This is a genomic window from Bacillus sp. TH50, from assembly GCF_016650565.1.
In the GTDB taxonomy this organism is placed as follows: Bacteria; Bacillota; Bacilli; order Bacillales; family Bacillaceae_G; genus Bacillus_A; species Bacillus_A mycoides.
Map to the genome: position 1 here is coordinate 153232 of NZ_JAEKFM010000008.1, position 25500 is coordinate 178731.

The following is a 25500-nucleotide window of genomic DNA, read 5'->3' on the forward strand; positions in this document are numbered from 1 at the left end:
GTTAATAACTATTGTAAAAAGTGAGGGATTTATATTGAAAGATTACCACCTTAATTTAAGTGATTTATTTAATAATCATGGTATTCTTGGTGAAAATGAACCTATTAATGATAGTAGTTTTAGCTTAGGAATTTCATTTTATCCAGCAGAACATCTCCCTAAATACGGAGAAAAATTCCATTGGGAAAATACTTCATTTCTTTTTCCAACGAAGACTAGTGAGGGTTTCGATAATTTAACTTTAGATTATCAAACTATTCAAGTTCCTAAAGGGAAATTTACTGACCTCTATATACTTGGTTCTTCAAATAATGGTAACTTTTATGATGATGTTCAACTCCTATTTAATAACAAAACAGTTTATACATTTAAATTAGCATTAACAGAATTTGTTTCAGAAACCTCCTGGTTTGGGGATCCAATTATTTTAGAATGTCCTTTTACTAGAAACAAAAATCTTGATTTATTCAGCTTACAACCCAAGATATATTGTCATCAGGAACAACTGCCTTCTAATATTGCTTTCGATGAAATTAAATTAGGTAGCAATCCCTTTATCCATATATTCTCAATTACATTAAGAGGTGAAACAATTGAATAAATCCAAACTATTTACTCATCCCTATCATAATTGCTTAACTATGACGGTTACAGGAGTAATTCATGAAGAGGTAGAAATTGAAGGCCTGTGGTTTCTTAGTCAACTCTATACTATTAAACGTCCAGATAACTCGGTAAGGTTTATACCTAGAATGAGTTTTTTTAATGAAGAGATTTCTGAATTTTCTAACCTAGTACCTGAACATAAAACATTTTCCAACTTTAATGATTACAGGGAAAGTTTAGATTCTACCCTCGATAAGGGGATACAAGTAATTGCGCCAGTCGATACTTTCTTTCTCCCTTACTCATCTAGATACCAAGTTCAACATAATTTTCACTGGATGGAAATTTGGAAAAAAGAAGAGTCTAATTATAAATTAATCGATCATTACTATCATTTCGTAGGCGATCTGAGTGAAGAAGATCTTCAAAAAGCTGTCGAAGGATCTAAAGAACTGTTACAACCATCAAGTTATCAGTATTATTCTTTAAGTACTAAAAATTATAAGTCTTTTGCTAAGCAATCATATCAAAAATCTATAAATATAAACCTAACGAGCCTTCTTTCTACTGACCAAGTTGGTTTGCCCGTGTCATATAAGATTTTTGATGAATCCTATATCTTCTCACAAGGATTAGACGTCTTTAAAGATATTTATCATAAGTTAAATTCAATCAATCAAGATATGGACGAAGAATTACGTCAAGCAACTCTCGAGGAGCTCTATGAAGACTTTAATGAATTGGGAAATTCTCGATATGTATTTGGAGAATTTCTCGAGAAATATGATACCTCAAAAGAAACAACTACTCTGGTACAAATCCTTACAGATTTAGCACAAGAATACAAGATTTGTGCTAACCTAGCACTTCGTAATGTTGTACGTAATGATCACTTCTCACAAAAGGTTTTTGATAGGGTATCTCAATTGAAAGAAAAAGAAGAACAATATATTAAACAGCTTATAAAATTATCCAGTAGTATTAATTAGTACTATATATTTGATTACTTAGTTCTCTATCCCTCTTCATTAAAACTATCTAATATGACTAAGCTGTAAAAGGAGTATAAAATGAAGAAATTAAAAATAGCACATATGGATAATCAGCTCGCAGATTGTATTACAGTATATTGTATGGCTGCCTTAAAAGGTTTGGGTAAAGTTAATTTTCAAGAAGTAACAGGATCTTTTTGGCGTTTTAATTATAAAAAAGATCCCCTGATTTTCTTCTCATTAAGTCTATTTAATTCACCATTTGAAAGAAATAGACTTCTTAATGATTATTTTAATATTCAACTTACGGCTATAGAGGAACCTATAGTAGACTATCATCAAATAATTATTTCCTCTCTTAGTAAAACTAGATTACCAATGGTTTTTATTGATAGGTTTGACTTGCCACATGATAATATATGCTTTCAAAAGTTTCATGAAAATCACTATTTACTTATTAGAGGATATGATCCTATTAATCAGGAGTATCATATTGTAGATTTTTTCACTACACCTTCCTTTACTAAAGTTAATCGTAATATTATTGAAGAATCTATAAAAAAGGCATTCCATATAGAACACCCTATAATTATTGCTAGCATCGAAAAAATTGAACATACTTTTAACCAAAATACACTAACTGAATTAATTCAATCAAACTACAAACATATGACACAAAAAAATTCTAACTCTTCTGGCTTATTAGGAGTTGAAAGTTTATATACGGATTTGGAGAAAAGAGATGACTATTTGCAAGATTATATAAAGGTAATAAATCTTTTTTCTAAACTAAAGCATATGGGATCTTATAGAGCTCAACATGCAGATTTTATTAATACTTATTTTGGACATCCTGTATTAGAAAATGCATTCCACGAATTAGATCACAAATGGAAATTGGTTGCAAATTATATATTAAAAGCCCATCTGACTAAGAACGATACACTAATTAGTCGTTCATTAAATACTTTGCAAGAAATCATCCAAATAAAAAAAGAAATATTACCCTTATATGAACAACTAACTAAAGGAGAGTAATTATAAATGAAGGATCTTATTATCATTGGAGCTGGCCCCTGTGGTCTTGCTGCAGCTGTAGAAGCTCATAAATCTAAACTTGATTACCTAGTTATTGAAAAAGGCTGTATTGTAAACACTATTTCTAAATTCCCTACATATGTTACGCTTTTTGGACCTCCTGAAGATTTTGAAATAGATTCTATTCCTTTCTCTTTAAAGTATGGTCCCCCAACAAAACAAGACTCGATGAGATATTACTATAAGGTTTCCAAATATTTTAATTTGAATATTAAACAATATGAAGAGGTTTTAGATGTCTCTTCAGTTAATAAAATGACTCAAACGTCTTATGAAATCCGTACGGATAAAGGAATCTATCATACAAAAAATGTTGTTTTTGCCACAGGCTTCTTTGATAATCCTAGAAATTTAAATATCCCTGGAGAAGACTTGAACAAAGTAAAAAACTATTTTACAGAATCTCATCCATATTCTAATCAAAATGTTGTTGTTGTTGGAACAGGACACTCTGGTTTGGAGGCCATAATGGATTTACTAACTGTGGATGCAAAGGTTACTCTTGTCCACAGAGGATCGAATCTCAGTTATACACCAAAAAGGTGGATGTTGGCATCTGTACGAAAGGCTATAGATGAAGGAAAAGTTACTGCCTATTTTAATTCTAACATACAAGAGGTTACAGAAAATACTGTAACTATCAATACTCCAGATGGCGTAAAACATATTAAAAATGATTTTGTGTTAAAGCTCATTGGATTCCAACCTAACTATGTTCCACTCCAATCACTTGGGGTTGAGTTCGACGAAGTTACAAATATACCAAAATACAACAAAGACTCTTTAGAAACAAATATCCAAGGTATATATTGTTGTGGTGTGGTCGCTGGAGGATCCGATGTTAATACTATCACTATTTCAGACGGACGCTTTCATGGCGAAAAAATAATTCAGAGTATCTTAAATAAAAATAAATTATATATTTAAAATTAGGGAGAAGATTTTATGCGAGATTCTATTATTGAGTTGCTTCAAAAACAAATTCACATTGATAGTAATACAGACGATGATCAAGACTTATTATTCGTTGGTTTCAACTCTATTGCATTTATGCATTTTATTGTAGACTTAGAAGTTTATTTTGAATTTGAAGTATTTGATGAAGAATTAACACTAGATAATTTTACTACTATTAATAAAATAATAACTTTTGTACAAAATAAAAAAGGAGTTGTTTTGAAATGAATGAGCTAATTATTGATAATTTCACAAAAAATGAAGAAGAATTCCAACAATTCCAGTACCTGCTTCGTTTTTTAAATAATAATATTATCTCTTGTAAAATTGATCATGATAAAATTAAGATTGATCATACTGAAAAAATTACTATTCATCTAGAAAAACTAGTCCACAAGTTAACAGAAAGAATTTCAGGAGGAAGGAATCTTCCTTTTAAAAGTCAAATTATTCATGAGCATTCGGTACAACCACCTTATATAAATGACATATTTACACAACTTATAGATCAAAATATTATTGTGAAAAATCATGAGGGAATCTTCACATTCCGTCCCCCTTTCTCAGACTTAATCCTTTTTTTAGACCAATTAATTGTTGATTATGTTGCAAAACCACTAGGTGCTGTAAATGAATATTATCCTACATTAATTTCAATGGATACTTTAAATAAAACCAATCACTTCACTTCTTTCCCGCATCATGTACTATTTACTCAACATTTAGAAGAAGAGTTAACGAATATAGATAAGTTCACAGAAAATGTAAGAGCGAACGATGGTTTGAATGCAGATATGATTAAACCTAATGACGTCAGAACAACTAGCCTTGTTAAAAATCCAGCTGTTTGCTACCATTGTTATCAAAGTTTAGAAAATAAAGAAGTCCCTAATGAGGGGAGTACAATAACATCTGTTGGAAGATGTAGCCGATATGAATCAAATAATCATTCAGATTTTGGCAGATTACTTGATTTTTCAATGAGAGAAATTATCTTTATCGGTAGTGACGAATACGTAAAATCAATGCGTGAAAAATCAATTATATTATTGAAAGAATTTCTTAACATATGGGAAATTGATTCTTTCCTTGAAAATGCTAATGATCCATTTTTTACAGATGATTATAAAGTTAAATCTTTTTTCCAAAGAGATCTGGATATGAAGTATGAGTTAAAATTCAAGATTCCTTATCTAAATAGTTCTATTTCAGTAAGTTCATCTAATTACCATGGTAATGTTTTTGGACAAGCTTTTTCAATTAAAAATAATAATGAATTTGCCTCTACGAGTTGTATGGCATTTGGTTTAGAGAGATGGATATTTGCATTCTTGGCTCAGTATGGTTTAGATACCCAACTATGGCCCGAAAAAATTAAAGAATTATTTTCAAAGTATTTAAAGGGATAATAATGCATTTTAAATATTTATCATTACAACCTTATCATTCTCAATATAAAAATGAGCATTAATATATTTTTACAAACATAACAAATACCAATCTAAGTTTAGATTGGTATTTGTTATGTTTGTACTTAACTAAAAAATTTCCTCCTTAATAATTATCTATCTAGCTATTCCTTCTCTTTTCCAAAAACTTCCTTACACTTGCCTCTTGTCCCACATCCCATGGCGTAAAAAATACTCTGTTTCTACACGATTCAGGCAGAAAAGGAGTGTCTATTTCCCCCGCTTTTTTATTTCCTTTATAATAGTTCAACAAATATTCTGGCACACTCGGTAAATATCCACTTTCAATTTCCTTAAATGTTGTTTGTACAGCTTCAACAATACTTCTTGATTTTGGAATTAAAGAAAGATACACTACCAAATTTGCTAATATTAATATTGAGTCGTATTCTTCATCGCCTAGATTATTATATAATTGTTGCGCACTTGCAATAGACTGCATAACATCAGGTTTTGCAAGTCCTACATCTTCAGCTGCAAAAATAGACAGCCTTCTAAATATTTGGCTACCTGGAACTCCAACGCGTATCATACGACATAGATAGTAGAGTGACGCATTCTCATCACTCCCACGTAGAGATTTAATAAAAGCTGACATTAACTTTGAAGGATCATCCCCTTGAGTAATTCCTAAAACTGATTGTACATCCTCTAAGGTTATAATATTCTCTTCTATATTAAATAATAAATCTAAGGTCGTTATAAACTTTCTAACATCATTCTCATACGCACCCATTATTAATTCTTCTGCTTCAGGCTCAATCTCAATATTATTAAAAATTTTTTTTATTTTCTGGATTAATAACTTCACTTCTGTTCTGTTTGGAGGATATACTTTTGTTAAAAACATTCTGGACCGAATAGCATCCGCGATTGTTTTATATGGATTTTCAGTTGTTGTACCAATACAAATAACTTTCCCTTCTTCCATATACGATAATAAAATACTTTGCAACCTTTTATTTAAATAGTGAATCTCATCTAATATCAGCACAAAAGAACTGGAGTGCTTTTCGATTACTTCTCGAATATCACCAGTTGAATTTACTGTTGCATTCATCTCTTCAAAAGGCAGATCCGATGATTTTGCTAAAATCTTTGCTAAACTCGATTTACCTGTACCTGGGGGACCATATAGTAGGATAGATTTAAGATTTTTATTCTCTAGCATTTTCATAATAGGATGATTTTTCTTTTTTAAATGAGACTGTCCTAGGACCTCTTCCATACTTTTAGGTCTAAGGAATTCTGTTAATATTTTTACCATTACTTTTTCCCCCACTCTAACTCTCTCACATTTTTTCTAAAACTACCCCTGCAATCCCATGATCAATGCTTGCAGATACAAGCAATATATCATCTCCTGGTTTTAATTTCTTATTAGACTCTAAATCTAGTAGTGATAAAAAAACATCACTACTTAATAGATTTATCTCTTGAGATTTTATTCGATTCCAAGAATTTAATCCTTTGTTAAATCCTATCTCTTTAAACATATTATCTAATCTATTGGATACGTTCTGATATACTGTCCATTTAATTGAATGTTCTTTATTATTAATATCATCCAATAATTCTCTATATTTTGCAACTAGTAAATCCTCAGCAGTTAAATAATCATTGATACTCCAATGCGCAGGACTTATATTATGGCAGGTAGGATATACTTTAAAATATTTAATTTTGTAATCACCATTCTGGTTATTTAATAGCAAAGAAATTGCCACATCCCCTTTTGTATAGCCATTAAAAGCAGAACGTGAAAAAGGAGCATGCATCGAATCTACAATAGTAGCCAGAAAATTTTTATACCCATTGTTCAATAGAGCTTTCGCTATGTCCATAGCCATAATACTACTTAAGCTGCCTGCTTGCCCAATTGAAAATGGCAAAGCTTTTTTTAATTTTAATTCCTTCTTAGCCTTAAGTACAGGTAACATACTATGACTTTGTTCTAACGTTTCATGACAGTAACATAATACATCTATTTCATCAGCGGGTATATTAGATTCACTTATTAATTTTAGTAAAATATCTGAATGAGGAGCATTGAATGTAGGTACTTTGATTGTTTTTGAAAGAAACTCTTCTTGTTTTTTTGAATCATGAATTGACGGTATGTTATGAATATTATCCTCGAACAGCCAATCCAAAGCGCTGTCTACGTTCGTTTGCTTTTTATTAAAATCTTGCAAATAGTCTGCCTTATTAGCATATAAGGGATTTTCAACATTTAAAATTGATAAAAAAAAACTATTCACACTATGACCTCCTTATAGATACTGGTGTAAAGCACAACCATATGTACCTCCTAGCCCCACTGTAATAGTTAGATAATAAGAACCTGGTTTTATTTTTTTTTCTATATCAATCATTTGTAAATTAAATAGAATATCTGAACAGTATAAATGTCCTACCTTATCTATAGTGTCCGTATAGAATTTTTCTATAGGAAAATCAAGTATTTCTGATACTTTTAGCCACGTCTTATAGTTAGCATTGCTCCCAATTATAAGGCTGATCTGTTCTAATGTAAGATTTGCCTCTTTTAATACTTCCCTCACTATTTGTCTAATAGCAAAATAGTACGTTGTATTAAACCATTCTAACTGATTTGGGGTAGAATTCACGCCATTATACGTTACCGCATCAACATTATTTTTTATAATTTGAATTGTATGGTGGTTCCCTTTAAGATTTTTACTCAAATAACAACAACTAGCACTATCACCTAATAATGAATCAGGGATACGTCGTAGGCTTGGATGAAAGGCTTTATCTCCACTTACTAATAATATCCCTTCCATTTCTTCATTGGAATTAAGTAATTGTTGTGCTAATAATAAAGAAGTATGAATAGAAGCGCAATTTTGTTGAGCAACAGAAAATGTGGGTATGTCCAATAAATCATAATCATGCATCAGTTTACGAAATATATTTTGCTCATGCCAATATATCTGAGAAGTCCTAGTCAATATTATTCTATCTATCGCTTTACCCTCTTTTTGTAATTTACATATTGTTGGAGTACAAGCCTTGTAAAGCATCTCCTCCAAACTTAATTTTTCCTCTATTGGTACACATTTAAAACCTAAATTGCTGTCAAATCTATCAATATCGCTTTTACTAAACGGATAATCAACAGCATTTATCATTCTTGCAACTTCAGGAATATCAATTTTCTTACTAGGTATATAACTAGATATATGTGATAAGGCAATAGGATTCATAGTCTTACAACCTACCATTCATCATTTTATTTTTGATATCCATTTTCAATATATTGGTTGAACCCTCCATAAACTCTATCATTCTTGCATCTCTTAACCACTTTTCCAAAAGAGGATGCTCTATCAATCCGTAGTCCCCCATTAATTTTGAGCATTCTCTAACTACCTTTACTACTACACCATTCATATACTGCTTTGCCATTGATGAATAATATGAGTTAAAATTACCAGCATCACATGTAATAGCTGCCTGCAATGTTAATACTCTTCCTCTTTCAACTTCCCATTTCAACCTGTCTAAAATAAATTTATTATATTCATGATTCACGCATGTTTGTACATAATCTATAATAGCTTTACTTAATCCAATAGCAATTGCAGCTGTTGCCGGTCTCATGTGTAAAAATGTTTCCATCGCTCCTCTTATCCCTCTTTTTAACGAACTCTTGTCATGTCCCAAAATATCTTGCTCCGTTACTAGAAAATCAGTAAACTCAATCTTTCCTAAACGAGCCGATTTTAATCCGAGTGTATTATCGACACTCTGTTTAATATTGGATAAATTATTATTTTTATTAATTAAAAAAGCATCTAAAAAAATACTTTTATTTTTTGGTAAATCTTTCTTTGTCTTTTTAGCAAAAACAACCATATAATCTGCAATAGCCCCATTTCCTACATATCTTTTTTGACCATTTAATAAATAAGTATTGTTTTCTCCTTTTTCTGCAGTCATTAGCATATTGGCTACATCAGACCCCGCGGTTGGCTCTGTTAATGCAAAAGCTGACCAAGAATTTTTATTGATGAAATATTCAAAAAAATTATCCCTTTGTTCTTGCGTTCCTATTTTATCCACTATTGTTCCCGAAAGATTCGGACCTGGAAGGGATAAATATAAACTTGGATCTCCATAAGCTATTTCTTCTACAAAGATGACATTCTCTAATGCCGTTGTACCGAATACTTTATTTCCATCCTTTAAAGTAATTCCATCCCAATATCTAGAAGGTGTTTTAAAAAAATGAAGAGGCTTGAAATAGGAATCCTCAACAAAAGTATTAACAGGTTTACCAGCCCTATCACTTTCTAAAGCCAGATCTCTTACAACTGTAGCATATGGGTTTAACCATTTTTTAAATAAGTCTATTTTCATCCTTAAGCCCCCCTTTAAACTGATTTAGTATATGTTGAACCATAGAAATTTTATATTTTTTATATTTCGAGATGCTAGTATAATCAAATAACTCAGTAATATTAGTTCTATATAAATCTATTATTATTGGATACTCATTAATTCCTGTAATAGCAGCTTTTTCATTAACAATGGTGACACCAAGCATTTGCCTACTCTTTAAGTAAAATTTAATATATAGACTATTATGTATTTTAGGAATTTCTATTCCCAAAATAAGTTCATCTGATTTTAAATATAATTTATTTTGTCCCTTTACTAACTCTTTTATAGGTACCTTCTTCAAGTTATTTTTAGATCTTATCCAAACTAAAGCATTAGTAAGGTACCATCCCCCCCAATAATCTCCTGACAAATTAGCATCACAAATTGTTCCACCAATTGTTGCTCTATTCCGGACTTGTAAATCTCCTATAGTGCCCGCTGCTTGATAAAAAGCTGGAAGAGATTCTACTACTATGTGATTATTTAAAATATCGGTATGTGTAAGACACGCCCCTAAAAACACACCATTTTCTTCTACTCTAATTTCTTTAAGTTCCGGAATTCTTGTTATATCTAAAACTGTATCTGGGAAGAGAGTTCCTTTTACTATTTGGTTTGTTACAACTTGTCCACCGCTTAATATTACTTTTTTTCCCTTTTTTACAGTTAATGCTTTTATTGCATCCTCAAGACTTTTAGGTGCCATGTATTCCACCATTGTTAGCCTCCTGTATTAATGACCAAATTTTATCTGATGTTGCAGGCATATCAATATGCTCTATACCAAATATAGATATTGCATCTACGATTGCATTTATTATAGCCGGTGGACTTCCTATTGTACCTGCTTCACCTACTCCTTTAACTTTTAAAGGGTTTACGGGAGATGGGGTGATTGTCTTTTCTAGTGTGATTTTAGGAATATCCATCGCTCTTGGTAATTGGTATGTTCGAAAAGATTGTGAAAAAGGGACTTCATTATCTTCGTCATTACATACTTCTTCTAATAGTGCTTGTCCCATCCCCTGGACTATACCTCCTTTAATCTGCCCTTCAACAAGCTCTTCATGAAGTATATGTCCACAGTCATCCACTGCAAAATACTCTAATATTTTGGGTTCACCAGTTAAAATATTAATTTCGACAATGCATAAATGCGAACCAAAAGGAAATGTAAGGCTAGAGGGTTCAAAAAATACCGTTGCCTCTAAACCTGGATCAACACCTTCTGGAAGATCATGGGCTAAGTATAATTTTTGTGTCACTTCTTCAATCCTCATAGTCTGTTTTTCATTAATGAAGAATAATCCTTTTTCAAATTGAATGGAACGAATATCTTTGTCCCAAATCGCAGATAAGTATATCTTTGATTTATTAATAATTTGCTGACACGCCTTGTATATAGCACTTCCACCAACAGCAGCACTCCTACTACCATAAGTCCCTCCCCCCCAAGGTACATTGCTTGTCTCACCGGTAATTACCTCAATATCTTCAAAATTTATTCCTAGTTCTTGTGATACTATTAATGACCATGCAGTTTCATGTCCTTGACCAGCCGGGCATGATCCAGAAATAACAGTTACAGTACCTAAAGGATGAATCCTAACAACAGCAGATTCAAAACCACTCGTCATCAAACCGATTGCCTTATGTTCCTTAGATGGACCAGTTCCACAAAATTCTACATAACTCGAAAGGCCTATACCTAACTGATAGTTACTTTTATTTTCCCTTCTCATTAACTGCTCTTTTTTCCATTTTTCATATTCACTAATTTTTATTAATTTTATTAAAGATTTATGGTAGTCACCACTATCATAAGTCAATCCAGTAACTACACTTTTAGGAAATTCATAAGATTTTATGAAATTTCTCATTCTTATTTCTACAGGATTTATACCACATTTTAGAGCTATGATATCTATAATTCTTTCTAATAAATAGATTGCTTCAGGCCTTCCTGCTCCCCTATATGCATCTATGGCTACTTGATTAGTATAATATGCTTTTATTTCAACATTTATATAAGGAATATTGTAGCACCCTGATAACATCTTTGAAGTATAGATAGGCATTCCCGGTGTAGCTACTTGCAAATATGCTCCCATATTTGCATGTAATAATAAATCTATTCCTAGGATTTTTCCTGCAGGATTATAGTAGACCTTTACATCATGTATTTGATCTCTACCATGGGTAGTCGTACAAAAATTTTCATTTCTTGTCTCTATAAACTTAAGAGGCCTTTTTATTTTCTTAGCAAAGTAAGCTAACAGAACTTCTTCCCTATAAACATTCATTTTTGAACCAAATGCCCCACCTACATCAGGACATTTCACATACAAACGATTTTCCGGATGTCCTAAAGCAATTGATAAAGATAATCGTAAAGCATGGGGAAGTTGAGTAGAAGTCCACATTGTTAGCGTATCCTGATACTCATCATAGTAAGTTACTACTCCTCTAGTCTCCATTGGTAGAGGTGCTACCCTTGGAATTATGATTCTCTGTTCAAAAGAATGTACTGCATTTTCAATCTCTTTCTTATCTCCAAATGTTTTTTTTATATTGTAAGCTACGTTTTCCTTAATATTTTCATGTACAGATACATCTTTGTTATCTATTGCTTCCAATAGATTTGTAATAGCTTTTAATTTTTTATATCTTACCTTAACTTTACTAGCTGCTAATAAAGCTATTTCTCTACTTACAGCAATTATTATGACAATAGGCTCTCCTACGAATCTTACCTTTTCTTTTGCTAACAAGGGATGTCCTGGATTTTTCAGGTTCTCTACAGGCCATACAATTGAAATCTCTCCCAGGTTAGGATCTAATTCCTCACTTGTAAATATACCAATTACCCCTTCTATGAGGGCATCTGTTTTATCAATTTCTTCAATAAACGCATGCGGGACTGTACTTCTGACAAAAGTAACATAATGCATATCAGAAAGGTTAATATCGCATACGTATCTCCCCTTACCAGTAATAAATCTATTATCTTCTTTCCGCAGAGGTTTAGTATTCAAATAACCACCTCATTCCCCCCATTTAATTTGTAAAAGTTAGAAAGTAAAACCACGTATTTTACTTTCTAATTTTATCCAATTCTTCCAACACTTCTTTTGCGTGATTACTTGGATTAACATCCGTAAAAATTTTTTGGATAATACCTTTTTTATCTAAAATAAATGTGGTTCGATTAATTGATTTAATAACCTTATTAAGAAACTTTTTCTCTTCAAACACACCATATCGTTTAGCAACTTCAAAATTCTCATCACTTAATAACTGAAATGGTAATTTGTAATCATCACTAAATTTTTGATGAGATTCTAAATTATCTGCGCTAATTCCAAATAGCTCTACATCCTCGAGTTGTTGAAACTCACTATAATTATCCCTAAATGAACAAGCTTCTTTTGTACAACCTGGTGTTCCATTTTTAGGATAGAAAAACAAAACAATATATTTACCTAAATAATCATTTAAACGTAGCTCTTTCCCATTCGAAGTTAAAAGTTTAAAATCTAGAATTCTATTTTCCAGTATCATAATTAAACAGCCTCCCCATTAACTTTTGTATTTATATACTTTGTTATTTTTTCAAATGACCAAATTAATTTATTTTCTAGCAATACCTTTTCCATATCTAACTCAATATTAAATTCCTCCTCCATACTTACCAACCATCTAATAATAGTTAACGAATTTAAAGATAAAGCACTTATATCATCCTTAACTTCCATAATAGTTTCTTTATCTAATGCTCCTTCAGAAGCTACAATTAAAGTTTTTACTATTCTCTCTTTAATTTGATCCATTTTATTACCTCCATGTATTTGTTTGATCATTATAGTAATTTATAATTTCTCCTAAAATGCTTATTGCAATTTCTTCAGGTGTTTGTGCAGCTATATTTAGCCCAATTGGACAATGAATAGAATTGGTTTCCGTAGCATCAATTTCTGTCATTAAATTATTTAATCTATGTCTTGGTCCCATTACACCAATGTACTTAAACCCTAGATCAATAGCACTTTTTAAACATAAACAGTCAAACGAAAAATTATGACTCATAATAACAACTGGTGTATTCTTACTCATATTTATTAAATAGGATTCAACATTCTCTATGTTATTAGAAAGTAAAGTAACTTCTTTGCATCTGTTAGTAAATCTTTTAATTAAGCTCTCCCTAAAATCATTTATTCTTAGTTCAAAATTTAATTTTTTTGCTATTTCCATAATAGGAAATACATCATTTCCTGCCCCCATAACAATTATTTCTTTTTGGGGATAAAACGCTTGAATAAATATGCCTACCTTATTGTTCTCATCATGATACAAACCTGTTTTAATTTCTACATTCTTCAAAGCCTCTTTGATTTTGGGATCTAGTAAATCGTAATTATTCAGAATTTTCAGATCAGAATTTTCATATTTGATAAAACTCTCCCCTACTAGCCTAAAATCAATATGATTAATAATGGTACCAACTAGTACAGTCTCGTTTTTATTTAAACTATTATATATAGTATGAAGATGTGGTTGTAATTGCTTAGTATCTAAAATCAGAATATCCATGTCGCCTTTACAACCTTTATCAAAACCAAAAATAGGATCTGGTTGTGAAAGATTTAAATAACTGCCAATATCAAAACCTGTTTGATTATTCATTACGTCTAAGGATTTATCAATTATGTTATTTTCTATGCACCCCCCACTTAACTGGCTATATCCTATTCCTTTATCATTAATAACCATTTGAGCTCCCCGCTTACGGTACGTTGAACCCTTAGTATTTATAACTGTAGCTAATGCAGTTTTTCGCCCCTTTATTGTTTCACTTAATAATTTCTCTATGGTTTCCATCTATTAACCCCTTAAAAATTTTTCATTAGATAAATACATGAAATTATTTTATTAGAACAAAACATAAATAGTATTAAATGCATAATCCATTCTTTAACGGTCCCGTATTTATTTAAGTTTTAAAATACAAACTTCACTCTCGTTATCATACACATCCTGTAGCAAGAATATATTTAAGTTCTATACTATATATCTGTCAGCATCCTCACTTTCGGAAGAGTGTTATCTATTCTTTCCCTAAGCTTTCTTTTATTGCTTTGATAATAGGAGTATAGCCAGTACATCTACAATAATTCCCTCTTAATAGCTCTGCGATTTCTTCATCCTTTAATTCTGTAAAATTTTTAGTAATATAAGTACCAATCATCAAAAAACCTGGCGTGCAATATCCACATTGGAGAGCATATTGCTGTTGGAAACTTTTCTGTAATATACTATATCCCTGATCTGTCTCCAAACCTTCTACTGTAGTTATTTGTTTTTGGTTACACTGTGCTGCTAAGATAGCACATGATTTTACGGGTTCATCATCCAGTAGCACCGTGCAAGCACCACATGAAACACAATCACAGCCTATATGAGTACCTGTTAGTTTTAGATTATCTCTTAAAAAATGTACTAACGGTTGAATAGAAGAAACAGCAGTATTAATTTTTTCCCCATTCACCATTATTTCAATAGGGACTTTATTGGTCACATTCATACCCCTCTTTTAATTCTATAAATTTAAAATAGTCTTCTTGAGTATCAATATCTATTATTGGAAAATCATTTGAATTATCTATATTTTTAACCGATATCTTATTTTTATTTATTAAAGTGTTGAATCCCTTGTCACCTTCTAGTTCATCGACTTTTTTAAGTAATTTTGGTCCTAACAACACGGGATGTGCAGGGGTATTATTATAATTATTACGTATCACATCGTATTGATACTTGAGATAGCATGTTTTCATCTCAAGTATCAATTTTTGAGAAATTATAGGCTGATCTCCTAAGAAAATAAAAACAGGTATGTCACCTTTAAAGCTACCTATACCTATTTTTATTGATGATGAGATTCCTTTTTTGTATTGATCATTTCGAACAATTTCAACTTTCTTTCTTATCTTTATTGAAATGCTCTTCTCTACTGTCTTGTCCATAAAACCTAACACTAAAATAATTTGATTGAATCCTGCTTGTACTACTTGTTTTATGACATGCTGTATCATAGTTTCATTATTTATTGATAAAAGTTGCTTAGGTTTTCCCATTCTACTTGATTCACCCGCAGCTAAAATTAATGCACCAAACCTCTTGGATTTATTAATTTTTTTCAAGACCTATTTCCATGTTCAATATATTGAACTAGATGTTCAATCGTATTACTATGTTCATCAAAAGTTTCTCGGTAGTCTAACTCAATATTAAATTCATTCTCTAAATCAACCATTAATTTCATAAATTTGATAGAATCAATTTTTAATTTTCCATAGCCAATCCTATCCCCCATCTTTAATTCCTGTGTAGAAATATTATTATCTGATAATACGAGTTTTAACTTCGTTAAAATCTCTTCTCTACTCATTTTTTATACCCTCGATTCTCCTAGACTTAAAACAATTTTCAAAGCTTCTTGACTCTCGAACATTTTATAAGCTGTTTCAATGTTCCCAAAAGACATACGATGGGAAATAATAACACTAGGGTCTATTTCCCCATCTTTGATTTTTTCTAAAAGTAACTCTCCATATTTTAAAGGGTCCCCAACCACAAATTTTAATGATAACTCTTTTGCAAAAGACTTCTCAGTATTAAATGGCATAGCCTTTGAATGATGCGCTCCTACACATACTACATTACCTTTAGGACGTACTAGATCTAAAGCTGTTTGAAGTGTATTATCTGTCCCTACGGCCTCAAGTATCACATCGGCACCTCTTTGATTTGTAAAATTATAAATTTGATTTAACTCATTCGGCTTGAGAGGTATCGCTCCTAATTTCTTAGCAATTAAATGTCTATTTTCATTAGGTTCAATTAAAAAGACTTTTGACTTTGTAAACATCTTTGAACACAAAATTGTCATTAGTCCTACAGGTCCACCACCGATAACTACTACGCAATCATCTTCTTTTATTTGTCCCTCCATAGCACAGGCGTATCCGGTAGATAATATATCACCAACAAAAATAGCCTTTTCGTCAGATACATTCTCTGGAACTTTTAATAAAAGCTTATCAGCGTATGGGACTCTAACTTTTTCAGCCTGTCCACCTGGGATATACTCTCCCACAACTTCGCCATAGCCAAATAATGAAACATGTTCACAATGGTAATGCATATCTTTTTGACAGTACCAACAATCTCCACACGCAACAATATCAGAGACGACAACTCTATCCCCTACTTGGATATTTTCAACTTCATTACCTACAGATTCTACAATTCCTGTAAATTCATGTCCCATTATTGTATTATGTATAAAGTCATTAAGTTCTCCTCTATACGGATGCATATCTGTACCACAAATAGAAGTTAAAGTAACTTTTATAACAGCATCTTTAGGATGTAAAATACTTGGAACTGGAACATCTTGAATCTGGATGAGTCTAGGTCCTCTTAACAGAGCTGCTTTCATCGCCATTCTCCTTATCCTTGAATACTTTTATTTCTTTTACTGACTTAGGTTGCATTTTTATATCTATATAAGTGTTATTAATAAATAACTTCCCATTTTGCTCTCTTGGGGAGTGATTAATTAAAACGCAATTATTATGGTTATGATAATTTAAAATGTGTACATCAACAAAAGGCGATGAGAATTGTGCTGGTGCATCAATTCCTTCTGCATAAAGGATATTTTTATAAATTTTATAAAAATTTTCTTTTTCCATAGCGTAAGGCTTATTTAATAGCGACTCTATTGGGATATTAATATAGTAAACTTTCCCTTTTCCATATGAATTTCTTGTTATAATAGGCTTCTTCGATTCATTAAATCTTGCTAACACTTCTGCTTGATTTTCTCTTATAATTGGAATTTGATTATCTTTTAAATTTTCCCATTCGACGTAATATGAAGTCCCTTCATATTCAAAACTTCTAAAATCCTCATTGTTTAATGTATAATCTTCTAATTCTATTCCAAATAGGTCAGATATCCCATGTCCGTATAAGTAATTCCCTGTACTATAGATCAATATTCCACCTTGGTATACATATTTTTTCAAATTTTCTAAATCTTCATTTGTCAAATGTAGGTTTGAAGGGAATAGAATTGCTTTATACTGTTCTAGATTTTCCCTACAAAATTCTGTTGGGATTTGCGTCTTTTTTAGCAATAAAAATGCGTAGAATTGAGATATTGATTTTTGTGTAAAATCTAAATTCTTATCATTTTCTTTAAACTGCTCTTCTGGTAAAAAAATCCCTACCTTTTTTTCACTCAACTTTCCATCTCGTATCTTATTGGAAATTTTTACACATTCTTTCAAACTGTATACACTCTTTTTAGGCTTTCCAGAAGAGCTATAAAAACCAACAAACCTTTCTCCCGGTCTTAAATTAAAAGGCTCTTTAACAGTCTCAAAATCTTTCCAACACCATGAAATAATTCCTGTTGCTCCATGTAAAATACTACTTAATCCACTCGTCAACATATAATCAGCTCTTATATCATCGGAACAACCATACAAACCAAATTCATCAACTAAGGGCTTACCATATAATTTTGCTATTGAAACTAGAAATGATACATATAATGATGATTTCCATGAATTATTGGATTCAATATTGAATTTTGTCCATAGAGGAAATCCATGTATTGCAACCGCATCCAATTCATTAGAAATATTAGATAAAACAAAAGGATGTTCTCCTACTACTGATAAATGATCACTTGCCATAATTACACTACTTTGTGGATTCCCCTTTTTTAATGCAGTAATCATATCTCTTAACCATATATTTGCTTCTTCACTTTTCAGCGATAAAACCGCTTTTTCATTTGCATATATTATTTCATCACCTATGTCAAAATATAAAATATTTTTATACTCTCTTAGTTCCTTACCTATAAACTCTAGAAAACACTCTGCTCTAGTTTTAAGTTTAATATTTCCCCATACATCCGTTGAATTATCCCAAGGTAGTTTAAATATTTGTCCATTCATCCATATTGTTAAAATTGAAGGAATACAATACAAATTAGCCTCATCTGCTAATTTAATAAACTGATGTAACCGTTCTACAACAAGATAATCATAGACTCCTTCATGAGGTTCGAAATCTTTCCAAAACAAGAAAAACCTGACTACATTAAACCCTTCACGAGACATTTTTAACAAATCAGTTCTTACTTCATCTTCATCCCATTCATGCCAATATTGACAGCCACTTTTGGATGGATGATAGTTGAAACCTATATACATAACTTATATATTCTCCTTTAATGTGTGCTCTAAAACACAACAAACTCTATGAATATCACTTACATTCAGGTTAGGATGTAAAGGTAAAGTTAGTTCTCTATCTGAAATTTCTTCAGCTATAGGACAATCACCTATTTTTGTTCCTTGTGTCTGTCTATATAGTGTAAATAAATGACATGGGGGATAGTGTACACTTGTTTGAATTCCTTCCTCTTTTAACTTACTAATAACGAGATCCCTATTTATATTTCCAGGCAATATTATAGGAAAAATATGGTGACTACTTTTTGAGACACTTACGGATTCAAAAGGTATTGTCACATCCTTTATTTGTCTTAGATTTATCCTATATTCTGAAGCTAGTGCTTCTCTTATTTTTTGATTTTCTTTGTACTTATATATCTGTTGAATCCCTATCGCAGATGCTAAATCTGTAGTCCTATAATTCATACCTACTTCCTTAACATCGTATGTTGTAGGTCTCCCTTTATGTTTTTCCCATGAGCTAACGCTCATAGAATGGGATCTAAATAAGCGTGCTCTCTCATGTAAGTTAGAGTCGGAAGTAACAAGCATTCCACCCTCACCTGTAGTTATGTTTTTTGTTGAAAAGAAACTAAAGCACCCTATGTCTCCAATGGTTCCTAAAGATCCCTTAGGAGTCTTTACAAATGGTCCATGTGCTACGTCTTCAACAACCTTTATTCCATAACTATGTGCTATCTGCATAATTCTATCCATATCTGCACTATAACCACCATAATGCACCACAATTATAGCTTTTGTTTTTGAAGTTATTTTTCTCTCTATTACTTCCGGATCTAAATTAAAATCATAGTGGCTTGTAGAATCTATAAAAACTGGTGTAGCCCCCACCATCTTTACTGCATTAGCTGACGCCACAAATGTCATTGAAGGTACTAAAACTTCGTCACCTGGCCCAATATCTAAAATTTTCATAGCTGTATGTAGAGCAGCCGTCCCACTATTTACAGCTAATCCTGGCAAACTAATATTTAAGTTTTCAGAAAATAAAACCTCGAATTTTTTAGTCTCTTCCCCCATAGATATCCATTGAGATTTTAATACTTTAGTTATAGCCGATATTTCTTCTTTACCAATTGTTAAATCATATAAAGGTATTTTCCAATCCATAATTTATACAACCCTATCTTTTTCTATTAAATTTTCTTTACTTAAATTCAATAATTGATTTTTATTTTTTTGAAAGAAATCGGTAGCTAAGTCTAACCCTCTTTTTGTCCCAATATCCATCCATACACCTTCATGAATATATGATTTAACTATTTTTTGCGATTTAATTAATTTTTTTAAAAATTCAGGTGCACCTATTTCTTCACCTTTATTTAAATAAAATATCGATTCAGGGTTTAGCATATAAATCCCTGAAGAAATTAGTAGATCGTAAGACGGCTTTTCAAGGTAATCGGTAATCTCACCAATAGAATTTCTTTCTACCACACCAAAATCAACATTTAATGAATGGTTATATAACATGACCGTACCAATTGCATTGGAATTAATATGTTCTTTGTAAAATTTTCCAAAGTCCAAATCTGTTAATATATCTGCATTCATTAATAAAAAAGGCTCATTCAAATTTTCTATTAATGTTAGTGGTCCAATTGTTCCCATTTCTTTATCTTCAACTGTATAGTCAATATTTAACCCTAACTCTTTTCCATCTCCAAAATAAGTTTGAATTAAACGAGCCTTATAATTTAAAGTTAGAGTCACATGTGTAAATCCATGGTATTGAAGTTGTCTCAAAATAACTTCTAAGATTGGTATTTCATTCAAAGGAATAAGTGGTTTAGGGATGATTTTAGTATATGGGTGTAATCTAATCCCTTTCCCCCCTGCCATTATTACTGCTCTCATATGTTTCTACCTCCCTTTCAATAATTTTCTCATATAACACTTGAATATTTTCTGTTACCTTTTCCCATGAATATTGATTGATAACCTTCTGATACCCATTTTCCCCATACAACTGAGCGAGATACTTATTTTCTAATAAAAACTGTATATTCGCTGAGATAGATTGTATTTCCGTATTTGTTATCAGCCCATTTTCCCCATGGTTAACGATATTCTTAACACCTGGAAAGTTAGCTGAAACTACTGGCTTCTTACACAGCCATGCTTCTAGGAATGTCAATGGGAATACATCTGCAGTAGAAGGTAAACATAGTAAATTACAAGCTTGTAATGCAGAAAGTTTTTCTCTTTCTGAAACTTGACCTAAATCTAATATTGCTTTATTACCTTTATACCTTTCGAATATCAATTTAGATCCTTTATAATGAGGTCCAATGAAAATAAATTTACTATTAGGATGTTTCTTTATTATGTCACTACTTGCTTTCAATAAAAGATGATAGCCTTTTGATTTTATTTTTCTTCCAAGAAATAAAATTATTTGATCATCCATTGAAATATTATATTTTTCCCGAAAATCAAATATTTCTTCATCACTTATTACAGGAGCCTGGGAAATCCTAACAATATTATTGAGATATTTTGATCCCAATTCTTGTATAAGATTCTTTTCTTCGTACTCTGTTAAAGTAACTATATTTTTTGCAAGTCGACATATATTAAGCCCTTTCCTTCGATTTTCCCATAAGCGAATATCTGTTGCAGGAGTTACTACAACTGGAGCTTTATAACTTAACTTTTGAACAACATCACAAAACTCTTCATCTACTAAATCCACTAAATGTATTAAATCTGGTTCCAGTTTTTCTAAATAATCAATATAATCGTCAAGGGATGATGAACTAGGGATAAAAATCCTTGTTCCTAGTTCATCTCTTATTATTTTATATTTTTTATGCGCATCGCTTTTTTGTACCAGTATTATATCTACCTCATTGTGTTTAGATAAAAATTTGGCAGTATAACTTGCCATGTTATCAGCACCTGATACCATTGGATAACTACTTCTAAACAACATCAATATTTTTTTTATATTCTTGTTTGTACCATTCATAAGTTCGGAACAATCCTTCTTCTAATGAGACTTTAGGCATATAGTTAATTATTCTTTTAAGTTCTTCTGTACTTGGGCATCTTCTCGCAGGTGAACCTGCTGGTGCTGGAAGATTTTCAATTTCCACATCATAATTAGCTATCTTAAATATTTTTTTACATAAATCTTTAATTTCGATTTCTTCTTCTGAGTTACCAACATGAACTATCTGACATTTTTCATCTTCTAGTAAAGCCACCTCATATGTTGCTTCCACTGCATCTGTAATAAAGCAAAACGCTCTTGTTTGTTCAGCACCATATAGTTTAAAAGGGGTTTCTTTACTGAAAATTCTTTCAATTAAAGCTGGAACTACATGGTCTTTTCCCATTCTTGGTCCATAAATATTATGATAGCGAACAATTTTCCCTGCAAAATTATATTTATTTGCGTAATGAATAGTTAATAATTCACCAGTAATCTTCGAACCCGCATAAGAATTTCTTGGTAAAGTTACATCACTAATTGCTACAGGTACGCCCTCGGATGTCGGGATTGGTATATCAAAACATTCTTTTGACCCATTATACGTTTCGCTAGATGAAGAAAAAACAAATGACTTAGGTGGATGATTTGCACACCAATCTAAAACATTAATCGTGCTCAAAATATTGGTCCTTAATACTTTTTCAGGCATTTCATTCGCATATTTAACACCATTTATAGCAGCTAAATGAAATACATAGTCGAATGACTTATCCATTAGTAGATCATCTAAAGGTTTAGTTAGATCACCTTGTATAAAGTTAAATTTAGATTCATGCTTTCTAAATTCATCATCTTCTTTAATTCTAAAAAAGTTATCAATAACCGTTACATTATGTTCTTGGGATAGTAAATACTTTACTAAATGAAAACCTATAAAACCTGCTCCACCAGTTACCAAAATTTTAGCCATTAAATCCCACTCCTAAGTAATCACATTTTTTATTTGTCACATTTTTTAGAACCTCTTTATAAATACCCCATACATCATAAATAATTTTCTGTTTCTTCTCATGAGTATCAATTATATTATCTGAATATAATTGATACTTAGGGTGATTATTTAAAATAATCACAATATCTGTTTCTTTCATTCCAGCTTCGAATGTGACAGCCTTTAGTCCAAATTCCTCTTCAATTTTTTGAGCATCAATCACAAAATCATGTAACATGATTTCTTTAACTTTCTTTCCTTTTAAAAGGTTAAGGAGCTCCCATATTGCACTTCCTCTTAAATCATCTGTTTCAGGCCGTCCCTTGTATGCCAACCCTGAAACAAAAATTTTAGTGGTATTCCAATCTAACCCTTTACTCTCCAAAATATCATTTATTTGTAACATAATACCTTTAAGCAAATTCTCATTTGTATCTCTTGCTGCTTTTACTAAATGCGGCATATATCCTTTTTGCTTAGCAGAATAAATTAAGTGATAAGGGTCTTTAGTTAAACATGATCCCCCTACATAACCCGGAGTCGCAATATCTGGTCTAGGATAATTATGATTTGCAGCTTCTATCATCTCATGTATATCTATATTAAATTTTGTTGAAATATTGGACATCTCATTCCCAAAGCTATATAAAATATCTGTATGTGCATTGCACATTAACTTCAGCATCTCTGCTGTTTCAAACGATCGTACCCTGACTACTTCTACGCCTAGCTTCTCAAAAAGTCGTTTAGCTTGCTCAAAATGTTCATCATTGGATGTTCCAATAACCTGTGGTAAATTTAATAACTCTTCTAATGCTTTACCTTGAATTGTTCTTTCTGGTGCAAATACAACTTTAGGATTTTTAATTTTATTTTGAAGTATAGGTAAAACAAATTCCCTAGTGACACCAATTGGTAATGTACTTCGAATAACTATTAAAGTATCGGATGTCATTTTATCTTTTACAGCCTCAATAGCTTCCTTGAGATATCTTAAATCTGGCTTATTATCTTTTTGTGAGTACGGAGTACCTACACAAATAATTACACTCTTTAAATTATCCGGAATATATTGTTGAACTGTAAGTCTATTATTAATTTCCTCTTTTAATATACTTTCTATTCCAGGTTCAAATAGATGCATATCCCCTCTACTCAATTGATCCCTAACTTCTTTTTTCACCTCAATACCTACAACATTCTGTTTTTTAGCAAGAAATGCACTAGCTAGTGTAACACCAACATAACCTAATCCAATTATACAAATACTATCGTTCTGTTCTTTCTCTTCTACGTATCTCATTAGTATCTATCCCCTTCTATATATTTTTCCTTCCAACTTTTCGAAATTTCTTGTACAATTTTAATTTGGTGGGGTAACTTATATTCTGCTAATCTTCTTTCTAAAAATTCTTTAACACATTCAATAGTTAGATACTCACTTTGTGCTTGAACATAGGCAACAATTCTCTCTCCATATAATGTATCCACTTCTCCTAAAACTTTACAATCTGTAATATAAGGATGATTTACTAAAGCACGTTCAATTTCGGTTGGATTTATTTTTCTACCTCCAACATTTATAAATGTTTTTGCCCGTCCTTTTAAAAAAACCTCTCCATTTTTAACGTATCCATAGTCTCCTGTTTCGAATGTTCTGTTAATAACAAACGAATGCTCACCAACTTCAGTTAAATATCCATTAAAAACCGTATGACTTTGCACTTTTAAACAACCATTATTACTTGTTTCTACTTTAACGTGAGGTAATATGTAACCCACCGCATTTAAACTTGATTTTCTAACAGGATGTGTCGCTGCTATGGCACCTGTTTCTGTACTTCCATATACTTGTTGAATAGGCAGACCGAACTTTTGGAAAAATTCCCCCTTAACTATCTTATCTAGAGGACCTCCTGATGAAATTATTAATCTTAGCGTTTCTAAATCTATTTTTGTTATTTTTTGGGCTTGAGTAAGTATGTTATAAAATACAGGTACTCCAAATAAAATTGTAGATTTTGATGCATGAACTGCATTAATGACTTTTCTGGGGGTAGGGTTTTTACATAGATACAGAGTAGCTTGACTAAAAATTGAAGTTAAACATGCACCTATTAAACCGTATGAGTGAGTTAATGGAACGGTTGAAATTATAGTATCGGTATTTTTAATATCAAACCAATCTCGATAGCTTTCCGCACCTCTCCATAAACTATGGTAAGGAATCTTGGCAATTTTAGTAATACCACTTGTTCCAGAAGTAAGCATATATAAGGATTTACTTTCTGCTTCATTGTTATTATTTGGTCTTTTCAATTGTTCACTATAAACTTCCGAGTAAGTGTAACAGCTGCTGGTTGATAGAGATTCATAGTTATAGGTATCTGGTATAATCCATACACTTGTTTCTGTAATTTTTTTAACTCTTTCTATTTCAGAAACTGTACATTTACTATCCAATGGTAGTAAACTATATTCTTGCTCTATAATTGTTAACAATATCATCAATGATCGTAAAGAATGATCTACTACTAAACCAATTTTTTCTCCCTTTTTGAAATGCTTAAAGTTATTACTAATAACGTTCATTTCCTTTATTACCTTTGTAGGAGAATATATAAATTCTTCATTGATAACTGCTGCTTCTTTTTTTAACGCTATTTGTTTTTTTAACAAAGTTTTAATATAACCCACA

26 protein-coding genes are annotated in these 25500 nt (G+C 31.4%); 6 read left to right on the top strand and 20 right to left on the bottom strand.

Annotated features, from left to right (window positions below; genetic code table 11):
• The first annotated feature begins 34 nt into the window (after nt 1-34).
• The 6 genes from JFU23_RS28795 to JFU23_RS28820 all read left to right on the top strand — a co-directional run bounded on the left by JFU23_RS28795 (nt 35) and on the right by JFU23_RS28820 (nt 5062).
• Nucleotides 35-601: a hypothetical protein gene (locus JFU23_RS28795; protein WP_193657802.1), complete on the top strand. Its 567-nt coding sequence runs from the start codon at nt 35-37 to the stop codon at nt 599-601.
• Nucleotides 594-1595 carry a BtrH N-terminal domain-containing protein gene (locus JFU23_RS28800; protein ID WP_088031196.1) on the top strand — a complete coding sequence of 334 codons (1002 nt, stop codon included), beginning with the start codon at nt 594-596 and terminating at the stop codon, nt 1593-1595. Before JFU23_RS28795 ends, JFU23_RS28800 begins: the two co-directional genes overlap by 8 nt.
• An 81-nt stretch (nt 1596-1676) precedes the next feature.
• Entirely contained in the window at nt 1677-2636 is a 960-nt protein-coding gene (locus tag JFU23_RS28805) for a cysteine peptidase family C39 domain-containing protein (RefSeq protein ID WP_201033397.1), read from the top strand.
• 6 nt (nt 2637-2642) lie between these two features.
• Nucleotides 2643-3623 (top strand): YpdA family putative bacillithiol disulfide reductase, encoded by a 981-nt coding sequence (locus tag JFU23_RS28810; protein ID WP_149191271.1) that lies wholly within the window; start codon nt 2643-2645, stop codon nt 3621-3623.
• 18 nt (nt 3624-3641) lie between these two features.
• Entirely contained in the window at nt 3642-3881 is a 240-nt protein-coding gene (locus JFU23_RS28815) for an acyl carrier protein (protein WP_088031199.1), read from the top strand.
• The gene (locus JFU23_RS28820) at nt 3878-5062 is read left to right on the top strand and encodes a hypothetical protein (protein ID WP_201033398.1); all 1185 of its coding nucleotides are present in this window, start codon (nt 3878-3880) and stop codon (nt 5060-5062) included. Before JFU23_RS28815 ends, JFU23_RS28820 begins: the two co-directional genes overlap by 4 nt.
• Before the next feature lie 160 nt (nt 5063-5222).
• Here JFU23_RS28820 and JFU23_RS28825 read toward each other — a convergent pair whose 3' ends face one another.
• From JFU23_RS28825 to JFU23_RS28920, 20 genes are all read right to left on the bottom strand, one after another.
• Nucleotides 5223-6389 carry an AAA family ATPase gene (locus JFU23_RS28825; protein ID WP_088031201.1) on the bottom strand — a complete coding sequence of 389 codons (1167 nt, stop codon included), beginning with the start codon at nt 6387-6389 and terminating at the stop codon, nt 5223-5225.
• Nucleotides 6390-6414: 25 nt separating this feature from the next.
• Nucleotides 6415-7383, bottom strand: a complete 969-nt coding sequence (locus JFU23_RS28830) for a beta-ketoacyl-[acyl-carrier-protein] synthase family protein (RefSeq protein WP_201033399.1) — start codon at nt 7381-7383, stop codon at nt 6415-6417.
• 12 nt (nt 7384-7395) lie between these two features.
• The gene (locus JFU23_RS28835) at nt 7396-8352 is read right to left on the bottom strand and encodes a 3-oxoacyl-[acyl-carrier-protein] synthase III C-terminal domain-containing protein (protein WP_176280901.1); all 957 of its coding nucleotides are present in this window, start codon (nt 8350-8352) and stop codon (nt 7396-7398) included.
• A 4-nt stretch (nt 8353-8356) separates the two neighbouring features.
• A complete protein-coding gene (locus JFU23_RS28840) occupies nt 8357-9508 on the bottom strand; it encodes an acyl-CoA dehydrogenase family protein (protein ID WP_201033400.1) in 1152 nt (383 codons plus the stop codon).
• Nucleotides 9489-10250, bottom strand: coding sequence for an FAD binding domain-containing protein (locus tag JFU23_RS28845; protein ID WP_088031205.1), 762 nt, complete (start codon nt 10248-10250; stop codon nt 9489-9491). Before JFU23_RS28845 ends, JFU23_RS28840 begins: the two co-directional genes overlap by 20 nt.
• Nucleotides 10228-12567 (bottom strand): xanthine dehydrogenase family protein molybdopterin-binding subunit, encoded by a 2340-nt coding sequence (locus tag JFU23_RS28850; RefSeq protein WP_201033401.1) that lies wholly within the window; start codon nt 12565-12567, stop codon nt 10228-10230. The genes JFU23_RS28845 and JFU23_RS28850 overlap by 23 nt, the downstream gene beginning before the upstream one ends.
• Nucleotides 12568-12625: 58 nt before the next feature.
• Nucleotides 12626-13093: a peroxiredoxin gene (locus tag JFU23_RS28855; protein WP_201033402.1), complete on the bottom strand. Its 468-nt coding sequence runs from the start codon at nt 13091-13093 to the stop codon at nt 12626-12628.
• 2 nt (nt 13094-13095) lie between these two features.
• Nucleotides 13096-13362: a phosphopantetheine-binding protein gene (locus JFU23_RS28860; protein ID WP_201033403.1), complete on the bottom strand. Its 267-nt coding sequence runs from the start codon at nt 13360-13362 to the stop codon at nt 13096-13098.
• Nucleotides 13363-13366: 4 nt separating this feature from the next.
• Entirely contained in the window at nt 13367-14413 is a 1047-nt protein-coding gene (locus tag JFU23_RS28865; protein ID WP_201033404.1) for an XdhC family protein, read from the bottom strand.
• A 226-nt stretch (nt 14414-14639) separates the two neighbouring features.
• Complete coding sequence (locus JFU23_RS28870) at nt 14640-15110, bottom strand: (2Fe-2S)-binding protein (protein WP_088031210.1); 471 nt, start codon at nt 15108-15110, stop codon at nt 14640-14642.
• The gene (locus JFU23_RS28875; protein WP_201033405.1) at nt 15100-15735 is read right to left on the bottom strand and encodes a nucleotidyltransferase family protein; all 636 of its coding nucleotides are present in this window, start codon (nt 15733-15735) and stop codon (nt 15100-15102) included. The genes JFU23_RS28870 and JFU23_RS28875 overlap by 11 nt, the downstream gene beginning before the upstream one ends.
• A complete protein-coding gene (locus JFU23_RS28880; RefSeq protein WP_201033406.1) occupies nt 15732-15983 on the bottom strand; it encodes an acyl carrier protein in 252 nt (83 codons plus the stop codon). The genes JFU23_RS28875 and JFU23_RS28880 overlap by 4 nt, the downstream gene beginning before the upstream one ends.
• A gap of 3 nt (nt 15984-15986) precedes the next feature.
• Nucleotides 15987-17036 carry an alcohol dehydrogenase catalytic domain-containing protein gene (locus JFU23_RS28885; RefSeq protein ID WP_201033407.1) on the bottom strand — a complete coding sequence of 350 codons (1050 nt, stop codon included), beginning with the start codon at nt 17034-17036 and terminating at the stop codon, nt 15987-15989.
• Nucleotides 17008-18828, bottom strand: a complete 1821-nt coding sequence (locus JFU23_RS28890; protein WP_201033408.1) for a beta-galactosidase trimerization domain-containing protein — start codon at nt 18826-18828, stop codon at nt 17008-17010. The genes JFU23_RS28885 and JFU23_RS28890 overlap by 29 nt, the downstream gene beginning before the upstream one ends.
• A 3-nt stretch (nt 18829-18831) precedes the next feature.
• Nucleotides 18832-19983, bottom strand: a complete 1152-nt coding sequence (locus JFU23_RS28895; protein ID WP_088031215.1) for a DegT/DnrJ/EryC1/StrS family aminotransferase — start codon at nt 19981-19983, stop codon at nt 18832-18834.
• 3 nt (nt 19984-19986) lie between these two features.
• Nucleotides 19987-20730, bottom strand: coding sequence for a sugar phosphate nucleotidyltransferase (locus JFU23_RS28900; RefSeq protein WP_201033409.1), 744 nt, complete (start codon nt 20728-20730; stop codon nt 19987-19989).
• Complete coding sequence (locus JFU23_RS28905) at nt 20693-21844, bottom strand: glycosyltransferase family 4 protein (RefSeq protein WP_088031217.1); 1152 nt, start codon at nt 21842-21844, stop codon at nt 20693-20695. The genes JFU23_RS28900 and JFU23_RS28905 overlap by 38 nt, the downstream gene beginning before the upstream one ends.
• Nucleotides 21798-22781: an NAD-dependent epimerase/dehydratase family protein gene (locus JFU23_RS28910; protein ID WP_201033411.1), complete on the bottom strand. Its 984-nt coding sequence runs from the start codon at nt 22779-22781 to the stop codon at nt 21798-21800. Before JFU23_RS28910 ends, JFU23_RS28905 begins: the two co-directional genes overlap by 47 nt.
• Complete coding sequence (locus JFU23_RS28915; protein WP_088031219.1) at nt 22774-24105, bottom strand: nucleotide sugar dehydrogenase; 1332 nt, start codon at nt 24103-24105, stop codon at nt 22774-22776. The genes JFU23_RS28910 and JFU23_RS28915 overlap by 8 nt, the downstream gene beginning before the upstream one ends.
• Complete coding sequence (locus JFU23_RS28920; protein ID WP_201033412.1) at nt 24105-25499, bottom strand: class I adenylate-forming enzyme family protein; 1395 nt, start codon at nt 25497-25499, stop codon at nt 24105-24107. The genes JFU23_RS28915 and JFU23_RS28920 overlap by 1 nt, the downstream gene beginning before the upstream one ends.
• Nucleotide 25500: the final 1 nt, after the last annotated feature.